This window comes from Sphingobium sp. DC-2, from assembly GCF_000722555.1.
Taxonomy (GTDB): domain Bacteria; phylum Pseudomonadota; class Alphaproteobacteria; order Sphingomonadales; family Sphingomonadaceae; genus Sphingobium; species Sphingobium quisquiliarum.
In genome coordinates this window covers 17,867-33,894 of the sequence record NZ_JNAC01000129.1, presented here as the reverse complement: position 1 = coordinate 33,894, position 16,028 = coordinate 17,867, and the positions used below count along the sequence as shown (strand labels likewise).

The window sequence follows — 16,028 nt, the reverse complement described above, 5'->3', positions numbered from 1 at the left end:
TGTTAAAGCGCGAAAATGAAGTACCCGATTACGCCAGCAAGAAGTGCATAGGCGACCAAATAGGCAGCCGCGCTCGCTCGGCTGACATTGCCATTGGCGTCGGTGACGGGACCGTGAGGCTCAAAACCGTCGTCGACGTACTGAATGATCGGACCCGCAGAGTTATCCTGGGTGATCAAGTATGTCGCGGTGTCAAGCTTGAGCATAAAACCTCCAAACCTGTCTAACATACAAGGCTTTAGGTTCGATCACAAGCAATGGAGATTGCGGCTGATGCCTCTGCGGCGGCTCCGGAGGGACCGACGGCACCGGGCATTACCTAGGCCGTCTGGACGCCGCTTCAAGCTGACCGCGCAGCCTATGGATTGCAGGCATGATTGCGAGACCGTTGCCGAGACGATCACCGGCACGATTGCCAAGTAGCGCTGCCACAGCGGCCAAGTGGCCGGCATGTTCATCGAGTTCCTAAATCCGCGCTGAGGTTGCGCTCAGCCGACCGCGGATGAAGGGCGCGCCGCACCTCGTCGGTGATCGTGTAGACGGCCTGGCGCTGGGCACCGCGATTATGATGGTCGACGCGGTAGCCCTGATAGTGACGCTGCATGAGGCCGGCCCTGACGAGTTCCGAGACGGCGCGGCTCACGTTGGTGCGGCCTGAGAGACGGATCCGTTTCTGAACTTCCGCAGCGATCAGCCGTTCGGCGGCCGCCGTGTCGGAGGGAAGCTCATTGCGCTGTTTGAGCTCCGCTCGTACCTTGTCGGCGATCGCAAGGCGGCGGGGGTCGCGCCGGGCGACGGGTACCAGGGCATCGCAGAGCCAGTCCCGCACCGGCACTTGGCGGTCACCTTCACGGACATACGGGCCGGCAGAGCCGCTTTGGGCGCTAACCTGCGCAATCAAGTTGAGCACCATGAAGCTGTAGCGTGGGCGCTCGCAAACTGCCGTCAGGCGATCGAGCAGTCCGGGCAGGTCCAGCGCGGGTGCATCCTGCGGCGCTGCTCGTTCCGCATTGCCTGCGGCGGCGAAGAAATCTGGCTGGAACATGAGAACGAATCAAGCACATCTCGATTCTCATGTGAATCCCTCTTGTTGTGGCGCGTCCATTTTATCGAGGTGTCGCGTGCCTGGCTCGCAAGCCGGGCCAGCCGCCAAACGTTTGGGCGCCCGGACCTCAGCGCGATGTGGGCTCATGGCTGTCGGGGTCGTCGAGCCACGTCGGAATATCGCGTCGCGCGTCGAGCACGCGCCATATGTCGATGTGATCGTCGCGTTCGACGTAGAAGACGAGCCACGGAAAGCGGGCGAGACGACGATGTCGCAGACCCGGCAACATCAGCTCGTGCGCGTAACGCGGAGAGCCGATGCCCGGTTGCTCTGCGATCGCGCGGTAGGCTGCTTCTAGCGAGGTCACGAAGCCGAGCGCGATGTCCGGCCCAGCCTCGTGAGCATAGTGATCGATGGCGTTCTCGACGTCGCGATGGGCCTGGTCGCGGGGCACGACCCGCTTCATGGTCATGCCGTGCGGCGAGCCCGCACGCGCAGTCCTTCGAAATAGGTGTCGTCTGCTGGGGCGCCCGGGGCGGATTCAGCGCCGTCGAGCAGCAGCCGGCGCAATCTCTGGCGGTCCTGGTCCTTGCGGATGAGCTCGCGGACATACTCGCTGCTCGTGCCGTAGCCGCGGCCGGCAACCTGCTCGTCGACGAAAGCCTTCAGCGTATCGGGCAGCGAGATGTTCATCGTGCTCATGGCCGCGGTAGTTAAGGGGTTTGGCAAAATTTGGCAAGGGGAGCCGCCCGTCCTGCGCCTTCTGACGATTGGTCCGTTTACCGGCGGGGTAAAGTGCCACGAGCGGTTGTCTTCGCGGCGAGAAACTGTGGGGGAGGTGATCGGCTCAGTGGGGAACAGGCGGGCGGGTCAAGCTCGCCAGGCTCCTCGAGCGGGGTGCCGGCTGACCGGCACCTGCATGACAGACTGATATAGCTCAGCGACGATTACATCTTTGATCCGGCACCCTTTCTGGCGGGGCGCCGTGGACCAGCAATCCAGGCTTCGCTGGGTGCTTTGTCGGCATGTTCGACGAGGGTCGCTCCTGCCCCGCGATACGTCGTCAGGCGGCGCGGGTCGCGCAGAACGGTCGGGGGAACCCATGCTCGAAGGGGGCAAGTTGTACGGTGAATAGCGAAGAACCTGCTGGAACGGGAGTGCCGGGCCTCGATGACATCCTCGGTGGAGGGTTGAGCCGCGGCCGAGTCTTTCTCCTCGAGGGCCTGCCGGGAACGGGCAAGACCACGGTCGCGATGCAGTTCCTGCTCGAAGGGGCCCAGACCGGAGAGAAGGTGCTGTATCTGACGCTCTCCGAAAGCGAGGAAGAGCTGCGCGCCGCCGCCGCAGCGCACGGGTGGGCGCTTGACGGCGTCGAGATCGTCGAGTTGATCTCCCCCGATAGCCTCGTTGACGAGAAGCAGCAGCAGAGCTTGCTTTACTCGTCGGACCTCGAGCTCGTGGAGACGACCCGGAGAATATTCGAAGCCTTCACGCGATCGAAGCCCGACCGGCTGGTCCTCGACAGCCTCTCGGAAATAAGACTGCTGTCACAGAGCTCGCTCCGCTACCGGCGACAGGTCCTCGCGTTGAAGCACTATTTCGCGGGCCAGGGCACGATCGTGCTGATGCTCGACGACATGACGACGGAGACCGAAGACAAGACCGTTCACAGCGTCGCGCATGGTGTGGTCTGCCTGGAGGAGCTCGCAAGAGAATATGGTCCGGAGCGCCGGCGGATCAGGGTCGCCAAATATCGCGGGCGAGGCTTTCGCGGCGGCTATCACGACTTCGTCATCGAACGAGGCGGGGCCCGCGTATTTCCGCGTCTGATCTCGGCCGAGCACCGGTCCAGCTTCGAGCGCGACAAGGTCACGACCGAGATTGCCGAACTGGACGCGCTGACGGGGGGTGGTCTGGAGCGTGGATCGAGCGTGCTGATCCTGGGCCCGGCCGGAACGGGGAAGTCTCTGCTCGTGCTGACGTTCGTCGCCGCGGCCGTGAAGAAAGGAGAGAAGGCGGCGTTGTTCGTGTTCGACGAGGAGGTCGGGCTCCTTGCCGAACGCGCAAGAGGGCTTGGAATCGACATCATCGCGATGATGGACGCCGGTGCCTTGCAGGTCGAGCAGATCGACGCCGCCGAGCTCACCCCCGGAGAGCTTTCAGCGCGGGTCCGGAAATGCGTCGAGGAGAATGGGGCGAGGACGGTGGTGGTGGATAGCCTTAATGGTTACCAGGCCGCGATGCCGGGCGAGAACGCCCTGGTGCTGCATATGCACGAGCTGCTGCAGTATCTGAACCGCCAGGGCGCAACGACGTTCGTGACCATCGCGCAGCACGGGCTGGTCGGCGATACGCGAACCCCCGTCGATGTCACCTATCTCGCCGACACGGTGATCCTGCTGCGCTACTTCGAGACCCGCGGCCGTCTCCGCCGGGCGATTTCGGTCGTGAAAAAGCGAACCGGTGCGCATGAAGACACCATCCGCGAATACAGCATTGGCGCCGACGGGGTCCGGATCGGCGAAGCGCTGGTCTCGTTCCAGGGAATGGCGCGCGGCGTGCGCAGCCTCTTCGGGGATGCACCTGAGCTGATCGAAGAACGCCATTGATGCCCGAACTTTCCGAGCGCGCGCTAATACTCGCGCCCTTCGGCCGGGACGCAGACGTCGCCGCAACCGTTCTGGCGAACGCCGGCATCACCGCGCTCGAATGCCCCTCGGTGGAACGGCTGGTCGAGGAGATCCGGGCAGGCGCAGGCCTCGCGGTCGTTACCTCGGAGGCGCTGATCGGTGCCGACACCGGCTCGCTACAGGCATGGATCGCGGACCAGCCAGAATGGTCCGACTTTCCGTTCGTGCTGCTTGTGCACCAGGGCAGCGGGCTCGAACGCAACCCCGAGGCTGCCCGCTTGCTGGAGCGGCTCGGGAACGTCAGCTTCCTCGAACGCCCCTTCCATCCGACTACCCTCATGAGCCTGGCGCGCGCGGCGCTGCGCGCCCGCCGCCGGCAATATGAAGCACGCGCGCGCCTCGAGGAGCTGCGTAGCCTCGCCGGCTCGCTCGAGCGCAAGGTCGAGGAGCGGACCGCCGAGCTATCGTTGGGCGAAGCGCGGATGCGGGCGATCTTCCAGACCAACAACCAATATCAGCTGCTTATCGATCTCGCCGGGACCGTCCTGGACGCGAACGCCACGGCGCTGGCGGGGATTGAGGGCCGGCTCGAGGATGTCGTCGGCAAGCCCCTATGGGAGACCCCGTGGTTCGCGCATTCGCCCGACCTTCACAACGCCGTGAAGGCTGGTGTCCTGCGCGTCGCAGCAGGCGTGACCTTGCAAAAGGAATTGACCATCCATCTTCCGATCGGCCCGCGCTCATTCGACGTGGGCATGCGGCCGATGCGTGGTCCGCAAGGCGATACGCTGGCACTCATCGTGGAAGCGCTCGACATCACCGACCGCAAGCGTGCCGAGGAGGCGCTCCGTCAGGCGCAGAAGCTCGAGGCGATGGGGCAGCTTACCGGCGGCGTCGCCCACGACTTCAACAACCTGCTGACGCCGATCGTGGGCGGGCTAGACATCCTGAGCCGCAGCGGACTTGGCACGGAGCGGCAGCGCCGGCTCATTGAGGGTGCCATACAGTCGGCCGAGCGGGCGAGGGCGCTTGTGCAGCGGCTGCTGGCCTTCGCGCGGCAGCAGCCGTTGCAGCTCCGCGCGATCGATATAGGTACGTTGGTGCGCGGCATGGCCGAACTGGTCGGATCGACGATCGGGCCGAAAATCAGCTTGTTGATCGAGGTGCCGGAAGGGCTGCCTTCCGCACGCGCCGATCACAACCAGGTCGAGATGGCTCTGCTCAACCTTTGCGTGAACGCGAGGGACGCGATGCCCGAGGGGGGCACGCTCAGCATCTCGGCATCCGAGCGGCATCTCAGCGAGGAAAATGACGAGGGCCTGAGCCCCGGCAGCTATATCAGCCTCGCGGTCTCGGATACCGGGATCGGTATGGATGAGGAGACAGCCAAGCGAGCCGTCGAGCCGTTCTTCTCGACCAAGGGGCTGGGCAAGGGAACGGGGCTTGGCCTTTCGATGGCGCATGGCCTTGCGCGGCAACTCGGCGGAACCCTCACGATCACGACCGCTCCCCATGCCGGGACCCGGGTGGAGATTCTCCTTCCCGTGTCAACGGAGACCCCGCAGCGCGCGGCGCCAAAGGTCGAGGGAACGCTGCCCCAGGAGGGAACCGCCCTTCTTGTCGACGATGACGATCTCGTCCGTTCGAGCGTCAGCCAGATGCTCTCCGCGATCGGCTATGAGGTGACCGAGGCGAAATCGGCGGAGGACGCGCTGGAGCTGGTGAACAGCGGCATGAACCCGGCTGCGGGCGCGCACGCCCGTCCTGATCGTCTCGGGCTATGCCGAGAGCAGCGAGATCACTCCGGACTTTCCGCGCCTCATGAAGCCCTTTCGACAGGACGAACTGGCCGCCAAACTGGCCGAGATCCGGGCGGCGGCGAGCGCGACCGGTGACTCCGCCTAGGAGAAATGCACTCAGTGTTCGGATGGGGGCCTTGCGGCCCCCAATCCTTTAATAGTCCATCGCGGGAACCGGCGCCGGCTTTTCGTCCTTCGGCAGCTCCGCGATCAGCGCCTCGGTTGTGATGAGCAACCCTGCAACCGACGCCGCATCCTGAAGCGCGGTGCGCACGACCTTGGCCGGGTCGATCACGCCGGCCCGGACGAGATCTTCATACTCGCCGGTGGCAGCGTTGAAGCCCCAGTTGTAGTCCGATCCCTCGCCGAGCTTCCCGACCACGTAGGCGCCGTCCTCTCCGGCATTGTCGACGATCTGGCGCGCCGGCGCCTTCAAAGCCCGGCGGACGATCTCGATGCCGGCCTTCTGGTCGTCGTTGGCCGCGGAGAGGCTTTCCAGCGCCTTGACCGCGCGGAGCAGCGGGATGCCGCCCCCGGGCAGGATACCCTCCTCGACCGCAGCGCGCGTGGCGTGGAACGCATCGTCCACCCGGTCCTTCTTCTCCTTCACCTCGACCTCGGTGGCGCCGCCGACACGGATCACGGCGACGCCGCCGGCGAGCTTGGCGAGCCGCTCCTGCAGCTTCTCGCGATCATAGTCGGAGGTGGTCGTCTCGATCTGCTGGCGGATCTGCGCGGCGCGGCCGTCGATGTCCGACTTCTGGCCGGCGCCATCGATGATCGTCGTGTCGTCCTTGTCGATCACCACCTTCTTGGCGCGACCGAGCATGTTGACGGTGACGTTCTCGAGCTTGATGCCGAGGTCCTCGCTGACGACATTGCCGCCGGTGAGGACGGCGATGTCCTCGAGCATCGCCTTGCGCCGATCGCCAAAGCCCGGCGCCTTGACGGCCGCGACCTGGAGGCCGCCGCGCAGCTTGTTGACGACCAGGGTAGCCAGGGCGTCACCCTCGACGTCCTCTGCGATGATCAGCAGCGGGCGGCCCGACTGGATCACCTTTTCGAGCAGGGGCACCAGCGCCTGCAGGTTCGAGAGCTTCTTCTCGTGGATCAGGATGTACGGATCTTCCAGCTCGACCCGCAGCTTCTCGGGGTTGGTGATGAAATAGGGCGAGAGATAACCGCGGTCGAACTGCATGCCCTCCACGACTTCGAGTTCGGTCGCGAGGCTCTTTGCCTCCTCGACCGTGATGACACCTTCGTTGCCGACCTTTTCCATCGCCTCGGCAAGGATCTGGCCGACCTCGGTGTCGCCGTTCGCGGAGATCGTGGCGACCTGGGCGATTTCGCTGTTCGCGCTAATCCTGCGCGCATGCGCCTTGAGATCGTCGACCACGGCTCCGACGGCGAGATCGATGCCGCGCTTCAGGTCCATCGGGTTCATGCCGGCGGCGACCGCCTTGGCGCCCTCGCGGACGATTGCCTGGGCGAGCACGGTCGCGGTCGTGGTCCCATCGCCGGCGAGATCATTGGTCTTGGACGCGACCTCTCGGATCAGTTGCGCGCCCATGTTCTCGAACTTGTCCTTGAGTTCGATCTCCTTGGCGACCGTGACACCGTCCTTGGTGATCCGCGGCGCGCCGAAGCTCTTGTCGATCACGACGTTGCGGCCCTTCGGTCCGAGGGTCACCTTGACCGCGTCTGCGAGCGTGTCCACGCCCCGCAGCATGCGGTCACGCGCGTCGGTCGAGAAACGGACTTCCTTTGCAGCCATTGTATCGTTTCCTCCTATGTTCGCGTGAATTTCTGTGGGTGCGCCGCCCTATTTGGACGACGCTTCGGCTTCGACGATCCCGAGGATGTCGCTCTCCTTCATGATGAGCAGTTCCTCGCCGTCGATCTTGACCTCGCTGCCGGACCATTTGCCGAAGAGGACGCGGTCGCCGGCCTTCACGGACAGCTCGACCAGCTTGCCAGTCTCGTCGCGAGCGCCAGGCCCTACGGCGACGACCTCGCCCTCCTGAGGCTTCTCCTTGGCAGTGTCTGGGATGATGATGCCGCCGGCCGTCTTTTCCTCGGCTTCGATGCGACGCACGGCGACACGGTCGTGCAGGGGACGGAAATGCATGCATTACCTCCTAAGCAGATCATGATGTGATGACCCTCCCGTTCGCGGGGAACGGTCGGTTTCGGCAGAGCTAGGAAGACGATTTTCGACCATCAAGAGATCTGCCGCACTTTCCTGGCGCTTCACCCATGCGAGTGCCAATGCGCATGCGCGGTCGCGCAGCGCACGAGCGGACATTGCCTCGAGAGTCGCGGCGACGAGGTGATGTAGATCAGTAGGCCATTGCGGCCGATTCGCTACGGGACTGCCCAAGAGGACCGGAAGACTTCGGCAAGGACGGACAGCCCGTGATCTCGCTTGGTTCAGTGCTCCATAGGTGGGTCGCGCAATGGCCTTTGCCGATCGCGGACGCGGGCGCTGTGCAGCGCTCGTCGAGCCTTTATAGGTTCGGAACGCTTCGAACGGTTTCCAGGCCCTGTCGGGAAGGCGCGCAAGGCCGGAACGGCACGTGCTTCCTCGATCGCTGCACCTTCCGTTGGAGATTTGCAGATGAACACGCCATTTGAAAGTTCCGGCGCGGATTTGCACGGCGCCTCCCGGCGAGCGGTGGCTTACGACGCCGGTCTTCGCCGTTACATGCTTGGCATCTATCGCACGATGGCCCTGGGACTGGTCCTTACCGGGCTTGTCGCCTTCCTCGTCGCCAGCACCCCAGCTCTCTATCAACCGATCTTCAACACGCCCCTCAAATGGGTCGTGATCCTGGCGCCGCTCGCCTTCGTCCTGTTCTTCTCCTTCCGCGTCGAGCAGATGAGCACCAACGCTGCGCGGGTCGCTTTCTATTCATTCGCAGCCATCATGGGACTGTCGCTGGCCAGCATTTTCCTCGTGTTCACCGGCACCAGCATCGCGCTGGCGTTCTTCTCGGCCGCCGCCCTGTTCGCGACCATGTGCTTGTGGGGCTATACGACCAATGTCGACCTCTCGCGCTGGTCGACCTTTCTCATGGTCGGGCTTGTCGGCGTCGTCATCGCGAGCCTGATCAACCTGTTCCTCGCCTCCGACACGCTGCAGTTCGCCGTTTCGATCATCGGCGTGCTGGTTTTCACCGGCCTGACCGCCTGGGACAGCCAGCGATTGAAGAGTCAATACTTCGCCTATGCGGGCACCGAATCCGGCGAGAAGCTGGCCGTGATGGGGGCGCTGTCCCTTTATCTGGATCTCATCAACCTGTTCCAGCTGCTGCTGAACCTCATGGGGGAGCGTCAGCGAGCATAGCGACGTCGCGTCGCCGTCCTATCGGGCGGTAGAAAGGGAGGCTTTCGTGGTTGGAGTTAAGATCAATGCCGTTTCCGACGAGCCCGAAGCGGTCAGCCACCCGATGTTGGGGACATTGCGCCGCAACTGGGGATGGATTGTCTTTCGCGGTATCCTCGCGCTGGCGCTTGGCGTCGTTTCCTTCCTGTTTCCGCTCAGCGCCCTGTTCGCCTTTGCGATGGTATTCGCGGCCTACGCCGGTGCCGATGGAATCCTTTCCATGGTCGCGGCGGTGCGCGGTGCGCGGCGTAAAGAGGAGCGCTGGTGGGCCTATGTGATCCGCGGGATCATCGGCATCGCGACTGCGGTTCTGTTCGTGCTGATGCCCGAGGTCATGACCGTCGGCTACGCTCTCGTCACGCTGGTCATGCTGGCGATCTGGGCGATTGTGACCGGCGCCCTCGAGATCGTCGCCGCAACGAGCTTGCGCAAGGAGATCAGCGGCGAGTGGTTGATGGGGCTCTCAGGTGCCCTCTCGGTCGTTCTCGGGATCGTGATCATCATCCTGCTGGTCCTCGATCCCCTCACAACCTTGCCGTCGGCCGCGTGGGTGATCGGCTCGTACGCGATCTTCGCCGGCGTGGTCCTCCTGGGGCTTGGCTTCAAGCTTCGGCGGGCCTGAATCCGCCGCGGGCCGCGGGAGCCGGTGCTCACCTGGAGGCGCCCGCGGAAAAGCACCGGGCGGCGAGAGCCGCTCGGTGCATCCCCACACCGCAAAACATCGACTGGCTGATCTGAATCAGTTCTCCCTCTCGCACGATGGAGAGAATACCCAGTTGAACGGCCCGCCCTTTAGCCGCGGCGCGGCTTTGCTGCAGGAGAAAGACGATGCCGACTCCCAAGGCACCAGACGAACGTGCCGAAGACGAAAAGCCGGAAACAGAGGCCGGCGAGGATATGATCGAGGAAGAAGCAGGGGCCGACGATCTGGACCCTGTCGACGAGGCGATCATCGAATCGTTTCCGGCGAGCGATCCGCCCGGCTGGACGCTCTAGAGGATCCTCGCGACTCTTCGATCTTCGCGAGCTCGAAAGCAGTATGATCAGGCGAGAGGCCTACGCGATTGGTTCACCACCTTCTCGCCGATGCCGTGATCCTCATCCTTGCGTCTTTGGCGTTCGTCGCCCTCTTCACGAGGCTGCGGCTTTCGTCGATCGCTGGCTATCTTTTTGCGGGCGCGCTCGTCGGCCCATACGGGCTGCATCTGGTCGCCGCGAACGAGGGCACCCGTTTTCTGGGCGAGCTCGGCATCGCCGCGCTGATGTTCATCATCGGCTTCGAGTTCTCCTGGCCGCGCATCGTCGCGGCGCGGCGTTTGGTCTTCGTTGTTGGCCTGCTTCAGGTGAGCGTTACCGCTTTGTTGGTTGCAGGCGCCGCTCTCCTGGCAGGGCTCTCCCTGACCGCATCGCTGATACTGGGATTTGCGCTGGCGCATTCGTCGAGCGCGATCATCCACAAGCAGCTGCTCGATCAGGAGGAAGTCACAACGGCGCACGGCATCACGACGACCGGGATCCTGCTGTTTCAGGATCTGGCTGCACTGCCGGCGCTATTGCTCGTCGGTGCGATGGCCTCCGGTGCTGAGCACGACCTCGCTCCGCTGCTGCTGCGCCTTGGCGCCGCGGTGGTCATCTTTGCCGGGGTGGCACTTCTCGCCCGCCGGACGATCGGCCGGCTTTTCGACTGGGTCGCTCGATCGCGCTCGAACGAGCCGCTGATGCTGGCCGGGCTCGCGCTCGTCGCGGGCGTCGCGCTGATTGCAGAGTCGATCGGGCTTTCGCTGGCGGTTGCCGCCTTCATCGTCGGCATGGTCGTTGCGGAGAGCAACTACCGCCATCACCTTGCAGACGAGCTCCGTCCGCTGCGCGACCTTTTCCTCGGCCTCTTCTTCCTCACCATCGGCATGAGCGTGGACTGGTCCATCGTTGTGACCGAACCCGTGGCCACGGCCGGTGCGCTGCTCGTGCTCGTCCTTGTGAAGTTCGCTATCGTCTTCGCCCTCGTTCGGCTAAGCGGCGCCGAGCGCAGCTCGGCGTTGCGCACAGCCCTCATCCTTGCCCATGGTGGCGAGATCTCGCTGCTCATCCTGATGCAGGCGATTGGCGGCGGCCTGCTGCCGGAGGAGGTGGCGCAACCTGCAATGGCCGGAACCGCGGTCAGCATTTTCCTCGCCCCTTTCCTGATCCAGTTCAATCGGCGTATCGTGACCGAGGTCATCGCCACGCCTGAGATCGCGGGCGATCCCGAGGGGATGATCGGGGGGGCGCAAGGAAATCTGCGGAACCACGTCGTCCTGGCAGGCTGTGGGCCTGTGGGGCGCCTCGTCGGCAAGGTGCTGAAAGCCAGCGGCGTTCCTTACATCGCGATCGAGCGAGACGTGGATCGGCTTCGGATCGCACAGCGTGAGGGACATCCGGTCATCTTCGGTGATGCCACCCGCTACGGCGTCCTGGAGGCTGCCGGCGTCGAGGACGCAGGAGTCGTGGTCTGCCTTCTGAACAGCGAGGCTCGGCTGGAGGAGCTTGTCCGGCATGTGCGGCAGCTCAACCCTGCGGTCCCCGTCCTCGTCAGCACCAGCGACGACCGGGGGCTCAGGCCGCTCGTGAAGGCGGGCGCCACCCACATTTTTCCTGAGAGCCAGGCTGCAGGACTTGGTCTGGCGGCTCAGACGTTCATCGCCCTGGGGGTTCCTCCGGCCGAAGCGCTCGCTCGCGTTCGGGCGATCCGTGTCAGGCTCAATCCCGAACTTCGAGCGCTGCGACCCGTATGATTCATCGAGGGTCCGCAGTCTGTATATCCCGCTAATGGAGCTTCTCGATGGCGTATCGCGACCTCTTGCTTCAGCTGACGACGTATCCCAAGCCGACGCCGGATCGTTTCATTGAGGCGGCGGCGGCGTTGGCGAATAGGTTCGGCGCGCGGCTCTCGGGAGTGATCTGCAAGGTCGAGCTTCCGCCGGTCTCTAACTTCCTCGCTGATCGGCTCGTGGGTGCCAGCGCGATCATCGCTGGCGAGAACGCGAAGAGCAGCGAGAATTGCCGGCATGTCGAGGAGCGATACCGCGCGATCGTTCCGCCGGCTGCACAGGGAGAGCTGTTACCCGTTCACTGCAAGGCCGTGTTAAGCGCCTTGCAAATCGCGCCGCATTCAAGGGTCTTCGACCTTACCATTGTTCCGAGCTTCGGCTCTTCGGAGGCCATCGCAGAAGAGCTTGCGTTCGATGCCGGCCGGCCGGTGCTGCTGCTTCCGGCCCAATGATCGATTGCCGTTACTCGACCTCGATGCGGTCGTGATCGGATGGGATGGTGGTCATGCCGCCGCCAGAGCGGTGGCAGACGCGCTTCCGATCTGCGTCCTCGCCAAGTCGGTCAAAGTGGTGACGATCACTGGGGACAAGTCGCTGAAGGCAGATCTGCAAGCCTTCCTCGAACGGCATCTAAAGGCTCACGGCATCCAGCCCGAATTGATCGAGCACCATGCAGAAAGCGCGAATGCCGGGACGGAGCTCCTCGAGTTCTGCCGGCGCTCAGGGGCGGGCATTTTGGTGATGGGCGCCTACGGCCATTCGCGATTTCGCGAGTTCATGCTCGGTGGCGCCACACGAACAATCCTCGCTTCGGCCGACCGGCCGATCCTGATGTCGCACTGAACTGGCTGGGGTATGCACTCCGGACGGTCAGACTCGTGGGTCCTCCCAGGACATGGCTAAGGAATAGACGACGATCGCCGGTCAGCTGTCCGCCAGACGAACCAGCCCTTCGCCCTCCTCCTCTCCTGCTTCGCTCGCCAGCGCCGCCATCCGCGCCGCAGCTTCCCTTTCCGCCATCACGATCTCGTCGGCCCCCATTGCCTGCAGCTGCTCGACCTCCGGTTCCGAGTGCGCCCGCGCGATGATCCGTAGATCCGGGTTCAGCCTCCGCGCGCGCTTCGCGATGATAGCGGCTTCGAACCCTTCCGGAATCGCGATCAGCAGCTTCGATGCGCTTGCGATGTCGGCTTGCTTGAGCGCGGAAATCTCCGTGGCGTTGCCGAAGATGACCCGGAGGCCGGACGATTCTGCCGCCTTTGCCGCATCTCTGCGGTCCTCGATCACCGTCAGCGCATAACCCGACGCTCCGAGAATGTCGGCGATGATCCGCCCCACGCGGCCAAAGCCCACGAGTACAACATGGCCCGGGGGTGGGCTCTGCTCGCTTTCCTGACTTTCCGACGATCCGCGCGCCGCCACGATGGTGCGGAGGGAGAGCGTGCCTCTACTGGTCGCGAATGAGAATAGAAGCGGGTTGAGGAAGATCGAGATGATGGCGGCAGCGAGGATGAGATCCCGGCCGTCAGGCGGGAGAATCCCGTAGCTGACGCCAAGGCCGGCGAGGATGAACGAAAACTCGCCGATCTGCGCCAGGCTTGCCGAGATCGTGAGCGCGGTCTGGTCCGGATAGCGGAACGAACGCACGATCGCATAGGCTGCGGCCGACTTGCCCACTAGGATGATGGCGAGGGTGGCGAGCAGGGCCGCCGGTTGTTCGACAACGACGGCTGGGTCGAACAGCATACCCGCGGAAACGAAGAACAAGACGGCGAAGGCGTCGCGGAAGGGCAAAATTTCCTCGGTTGCCAACCGACTGAGCTGCGTCTCGCCGAGGATCATGCCCGCGAAGAATGCACCGAGAGCAAACGAGACGTCGAAAAGGAACGCGGCGCCGAAGGCAACTCCTAATGCGATGGCGAGCACCGCGAGGCGGAACAGCTCGCGGGAGCCCGTGTCTGCGACCCAGTGCAGCATTGCAGGCATGGCGCGCCGGCCCACCAGAAGCATGACTGCGATGAAGCCCGCCACCTTCAAGAAGGTGCTCGCGACGGCGCTCGCGGCAGCTGCGCCGGCGTTCGCCGCCGTGCCATTGAGGATGGCCGCGACGGAGGGCAGCAGCACAAGCGCCAGAACCATCACGAGGTCCTCGACGACGAGCCATCCGACGGCGATGCGGCCTCTGTCGGTTTGCACCAGGTTGTGGACCTGCAGTGCCCGAACCAGGACGACGGTGCTCGCGACGGATAGCGCGAGGCCGAAGACGAAGCCCTCGCCCATGCGCCAACCCAGCGTCCACGCCAGCCCCATTCCGAGAAGCGTTGCGACAGTGATTTGGATCAGGGCCCCGGGTATGGCCACGTTCTTCACCGAAAGCAGGTCTCGCAACGAGAAGTGCAGGCCGACGCCGAACATCAGGAGGATCACTCCGATCTCGGCAAGCTGGGCGGCGAGCTCGGGATCAGCAGCGAAGCCGGGCGTGGAGGGTCCGACTGCGAGACCCGCCAGCAGATAGCCGGCGATCGGCGATATCTTGAGCCGGTGAGCGAGCGTTCCAGCAATGAAAGCGACAACGAGGCCGGCGACGATCGTGGTGATGAGCGGAGCGTTATGGTGCATAGTCGTTCTGCCGGAAAAGAGGTCTCGGTTTGCCCCGACCGAGTTGATGCGAGCTCACAGCAAAGGACTGAACAGTCGCGCGACATTCTCCGCGCACTTGCGCACGAGATTGCGCGACTCCCAGTCGCTCGGCATCAGCCGGATGCTTTGCTCGAGGCGCGCGTCCTCGATGCGCCGCAAGGCGAGCGTAGCGTCCCGATCATACAGTACGAGGCTGATCTCGGAATTGAGCGCGAACGAGCGCATGTCGACATTGCTCGATCCGACGACGGCGACGGTCTCGTCGATGCTCATATGCTTGGCGTGGAGAAAGCCCGGCTGGAAAAGATGGATTCTTGCTCCTGCGGCGAGCAGCTCGGAATAATAGGACTGCTGGGCGAGGTGAACGAGCGGATGATCTGAGCGGCCGGACAAGAGCAGATGGACCTCGGCTCCCTTGAGGATCGCCACCTGCAACGCTTGCAGGAGGGGCTCGCTCGGGACGAAGTAGGGAGTGGAGATCAGGACACGCTCTCGAGCCGAGTGAATCAGCGCAACGAAAAGCTCGTCGATGCCCCCATGCTCGAGATCGGGCCAGCTCGGCAGAACTTGCCCGACGCTGCTGCCCGCATCGTCCGCCGGAGGGTAGAGATGCCCATCGGCAAGTTCCTTCTCCGTCTCGAGGAACCAGTCCGCCACGAAGACCGCCTGCAATTCGCCGACAACCGGCCCTCGAACGCGGGCCATTACCTCCCGGTTTGGCCAGCCCCATCCATGATCGGCGTCGATGATGTTCTGCGAGCCGGTGTAACCGATGCGTCCGTCGATTACGGCGATCTTGCGGTGATTGCGCAGGTCGAAGCGTGTGGTGCGGCCAAGCACCCGAATCGGCAGGATCTCGTGAACTTCGACGCCTGCGGGCCGCAGCTCCCGCTCGATGCGGGCGGCCCACGTGCGCGATCCGATCGCATCGACGAGCACCCTGCACTTGACGCCGCGCAGCGCGGCCTGTCGCAGCGCAGCAATCACCTTCTGGCCGGTGGGGTCCGCGGCGAAGATGTAGAAGAGAAGGTGGACATGGTCGTCGGCGTGTCCGATGTCCTCAACGAGGAGATCGATCGTTGCGTCGTAGTCCGTCAGGAAATCGACCTCATTGCCTTGTAAGAGCGGCATGCGGCCAATCCCGCTCACGAGGGAAGCCGCTGAAGCTTGGACGAGCGGCAGCTCGGCCGGCCGGGCGACCCGGTCGATGCAGGAAACCGCCCGGTCGATGATCGGCCAGAGTTGCGCGACGCGCTGGCGACGCCATCGAGGGTGGTATGGCCGGCCGATCGCCAGATAGAGGACGAGGCCGAGCCACGGCGCCACGAAGAAGAGGAGCAGCCAGCTTTGCGTCGCGGCCGGCGACCGTCGGAAGGGAACAACGATCAATGCGCCGATCCGGATCGCCCAAGGCGCTGCGACGGCCAGCCACTCGAGAGCGACGCCCAGGTTCACCTCATCGCCCTTGGCGATAAGGAAGCCGGGTTGCGCGACGTAATCCGATCCCGGCATCGCGGCCGCGGGACGGACGCCCTGGCCGGGGCGTGCCTCCCGACCCATTCTGTGTCGAGGTCCAGAGAGGCTAAAGTTGTGTGGGAGGCGATCGGCTCGGTTCGGTCCACGGGCGTCTGGTCGATCAGCATGCTGGGCTGGGAGACCACTTGGCGCGTTGCGCACGGTGCCGCCTCATGCCGGCGGGCCGGCGTCCTCGTACACGAACCG

16 protein-coding genes are annotated in these 16,028 nt (G+C 64.2%); 8 read left to right on the top strand and 8 right to left on the bottom strand.

Translation table 11 applies throughout. The features are described 5' to 3' along the window. Window positions 1–2 precede the first annotated feature (2 nt). From ET21_RS0122100 to ET21_RS0122085, 4 genes are all read right to left on the bottom strand, one after another. Window positions 3–206, bottom strand: coding sequence for a hypothetical protein (locus ET21_RS0122100; protein WP_030541397.1), 204 nt, complete (start codon window positions 204–206; stop codon window positions 3–5). 248 nt (window positions 207–454) lie between these two features. Beyond that, window positions 455–1,045, bottom strand: a complete 591-nt coding sequence (locus ET21_RS0122095) for a hypothetical protein (protein ID WP_051768301.1) — start codon at window positions 1,043–1,045, stop codon at window positions 455–457. 127 nt (window positions 1,046–1,172) lie between these two features. Then, the gene (locus ET21_RS0122090) at window positions 1,173–1,511 is read right to left on the bottom strand and encodes a type II toxin-antitoxin system RelE/ParE family toxin (protein WP_037471710.1); all 339 of its coding nucleotides are present in this window, start codon (window positions 1,509–1,511) and stop codon (window positions 1,173–1,175) included. Between the two features lie 2 nt (window positions 1,512–1,513). After that, window positions 1,514–1,738: a type II toxin-antitoxin system ParD family antitoxin gene (locus ET21_RS0122085; RefSeq protein WP_231728691.1), complete on the bottom strand. Its 225-nt coding sequence runs from the start codon at window positions 1,736–1,738 to the stop codon at window positions 1,514–1,516. A 464-nt stretch (window positions 1,739–2,202) separates the two neighbouring features. Here ET21_RS0122085 and ET21_RS0122080 point away from each other — a divergent pair, with 464 nt between their 5' ends. Next, the gene (locus tag ET21_RS0122080; protein WP_051768300.1) at window positions 2,203–3,654 is read left to right on the top strand and encodes an ATPase domain-containing protein; all 1,452 of its coding nucleotides are present in this window, start codon (window positions 2,203–2,205) and stop codon (window positions 3,652–3,654) included. Continuing rightward, window positions 3,654–5,570: a PAS domain-containing sensor histidine kinase gene (locus tag ET21_RS26180; protein WP_051768299.1), complete on the top strand. Its 1,917-nt coding sequence runs from the start codon at window positions 3,654–3,656 to the stop codon at window positions 5,568–5,570. The genes ET21_RS0122080 and ET21_RS26180 overlap by 1 nt, the downstream gene beginning before the upstream one ends. Before the next feature lie 58 nt (window positions 5,571–5,628). Here ET21_RS26180 and groL read toward each other — a convergent pair whose 3' ends face one another. After that, window positions 5,629–7,248 carry a chaperonin GroEL gene (groL, locus tag ET21_RS0122070; protein ID WP_030541392.1) on the bottom strand — a complete coding sequence of 540 codons (1,620 nt, stop codon included), beginning with the start codon at window positions 7,246–7,248 and terminating at the stop codon, window positions 5,629–5,631. Window positions 7,249–7,296: 48 nt separating this feature from the next. Then, window positions 7,297–7,602 carry a co-chaperone GroES gene (groES, locus tag ET21_RS0122065; RefSeq protein ID WP_030541391.1) on the bottom strand — a complete coding sequence of 102 codons (306 nt, stop codon included), beginning with the start codon at window positions 7,600–7,602 and terminating at the stop codon, window positions 7,297–7,299. A gap of 576 nt (window positions 7,603–8,178) precedes the next feature. On the opposite strand from groES, the gene ET21_RS0122060 reads away from it, so the two are divergent. From ET21_RS0122060 to ET21_RS0122035, 6 genes are all read left to right on the top strand, one after another. Beyond that, window positions 8,179–8,820: a Bax inhibitor-1/YccA family protein gene (locus tag ET21_RS0122060; RefSeq protein ID WP_081856837.1), complete on the top strand. Its 642-nt coding sequence runs from the start codon at window positions 8,179–8,181 to the stop codon at window positions 8,818–8,820. Between the two features lie 46 nt (window positions 8,821–8,866). Next, window positions 8,867–9,481, top strand: a complete 615-nt coding sequence (locus ET21_RS0122055) for an HdeD family acid-resistance protein (protein ID WP_237751643.1) — start codon at window positions 8,867–8,869, stop codon at window positions 9,479–9,481. Between the two features lie 206 nt (window positions 9,482–9,687). Continuing rightward, on the top strand, window positions 9,688–9,855 hold the full coding sequence (locus ET21_RS27920; protein WP_156029329.1) for a hypothetical protein: 168 nt from the start codon (window positions 9,688–9,690) through the stop codon (window positions 9,853–9,855). A 68-nt stretch (window positions 9,856–9,923) separates the two neighbouring features. Further along, window positions 9,924–11,630, top strand: coding sequence for a cation:proton antiporter (locus tag ET21_RS0122045; protein WP_030541388.1), 1,707 nt, complete (start codon window positions 9,924–9,926; stop codon window positions 11,628–11,630). Window positions 11,631–11,677: 47 nt separating this feature from the next. After that, window positions 11,678–12,118 (top strand): hypothetical protein, encoded by a 441-nt coding sequence (locus ET21_RS0122040; protein ID WP_030541387.1) that lies wholly within the window; start codon window positions 11,678–11,680, stop codon window positions 12,116–12,118. 4 nt (window positions 12,119–12,122) lie between these two features. Continuing rightward, entirely contained in the window at window positions 12,123–12,509 is a 387-nt protein-coding gene (locus ET21_RS0122035) for a universal stress protein (protein WP_030541386.1), read from the top strand. A gap of 81 nt (window positions 12,510–12,590) precedes the next feature. On the opposite strand, the gene ybaL is transcribed toward ET21_RS0122035, so the two are convergent. Next, window positions 12,591–14,285, bottom strand: coding sequence for a YbaL family putative K(+) efflux transporter (ybaL, locus tag ET21_RS0122030; protein WP_030541385.1), 1,695 nt, complete (start codon window positions 14,283–14,285; stop codon window positions 12,591–12,593). Window positions 14,286–14,339: 54 nt separating this feature from the next. Beyond that, window positions 14,340–15,866 carry a cardiolipin synthase gene (gene cls, locus ET21_RS0122025; protein ID WP_237751642.1) on the bottom strand — a complete coding sequence of 509 codons (1,527 nt, stop codon included), beginning with the start codon at window positions 15,864–15,866 and terminating at the stop codon, window positions 14,340–14,342. Window positions 15,867–16,028 lie beyond the last annotated feature (162 nt).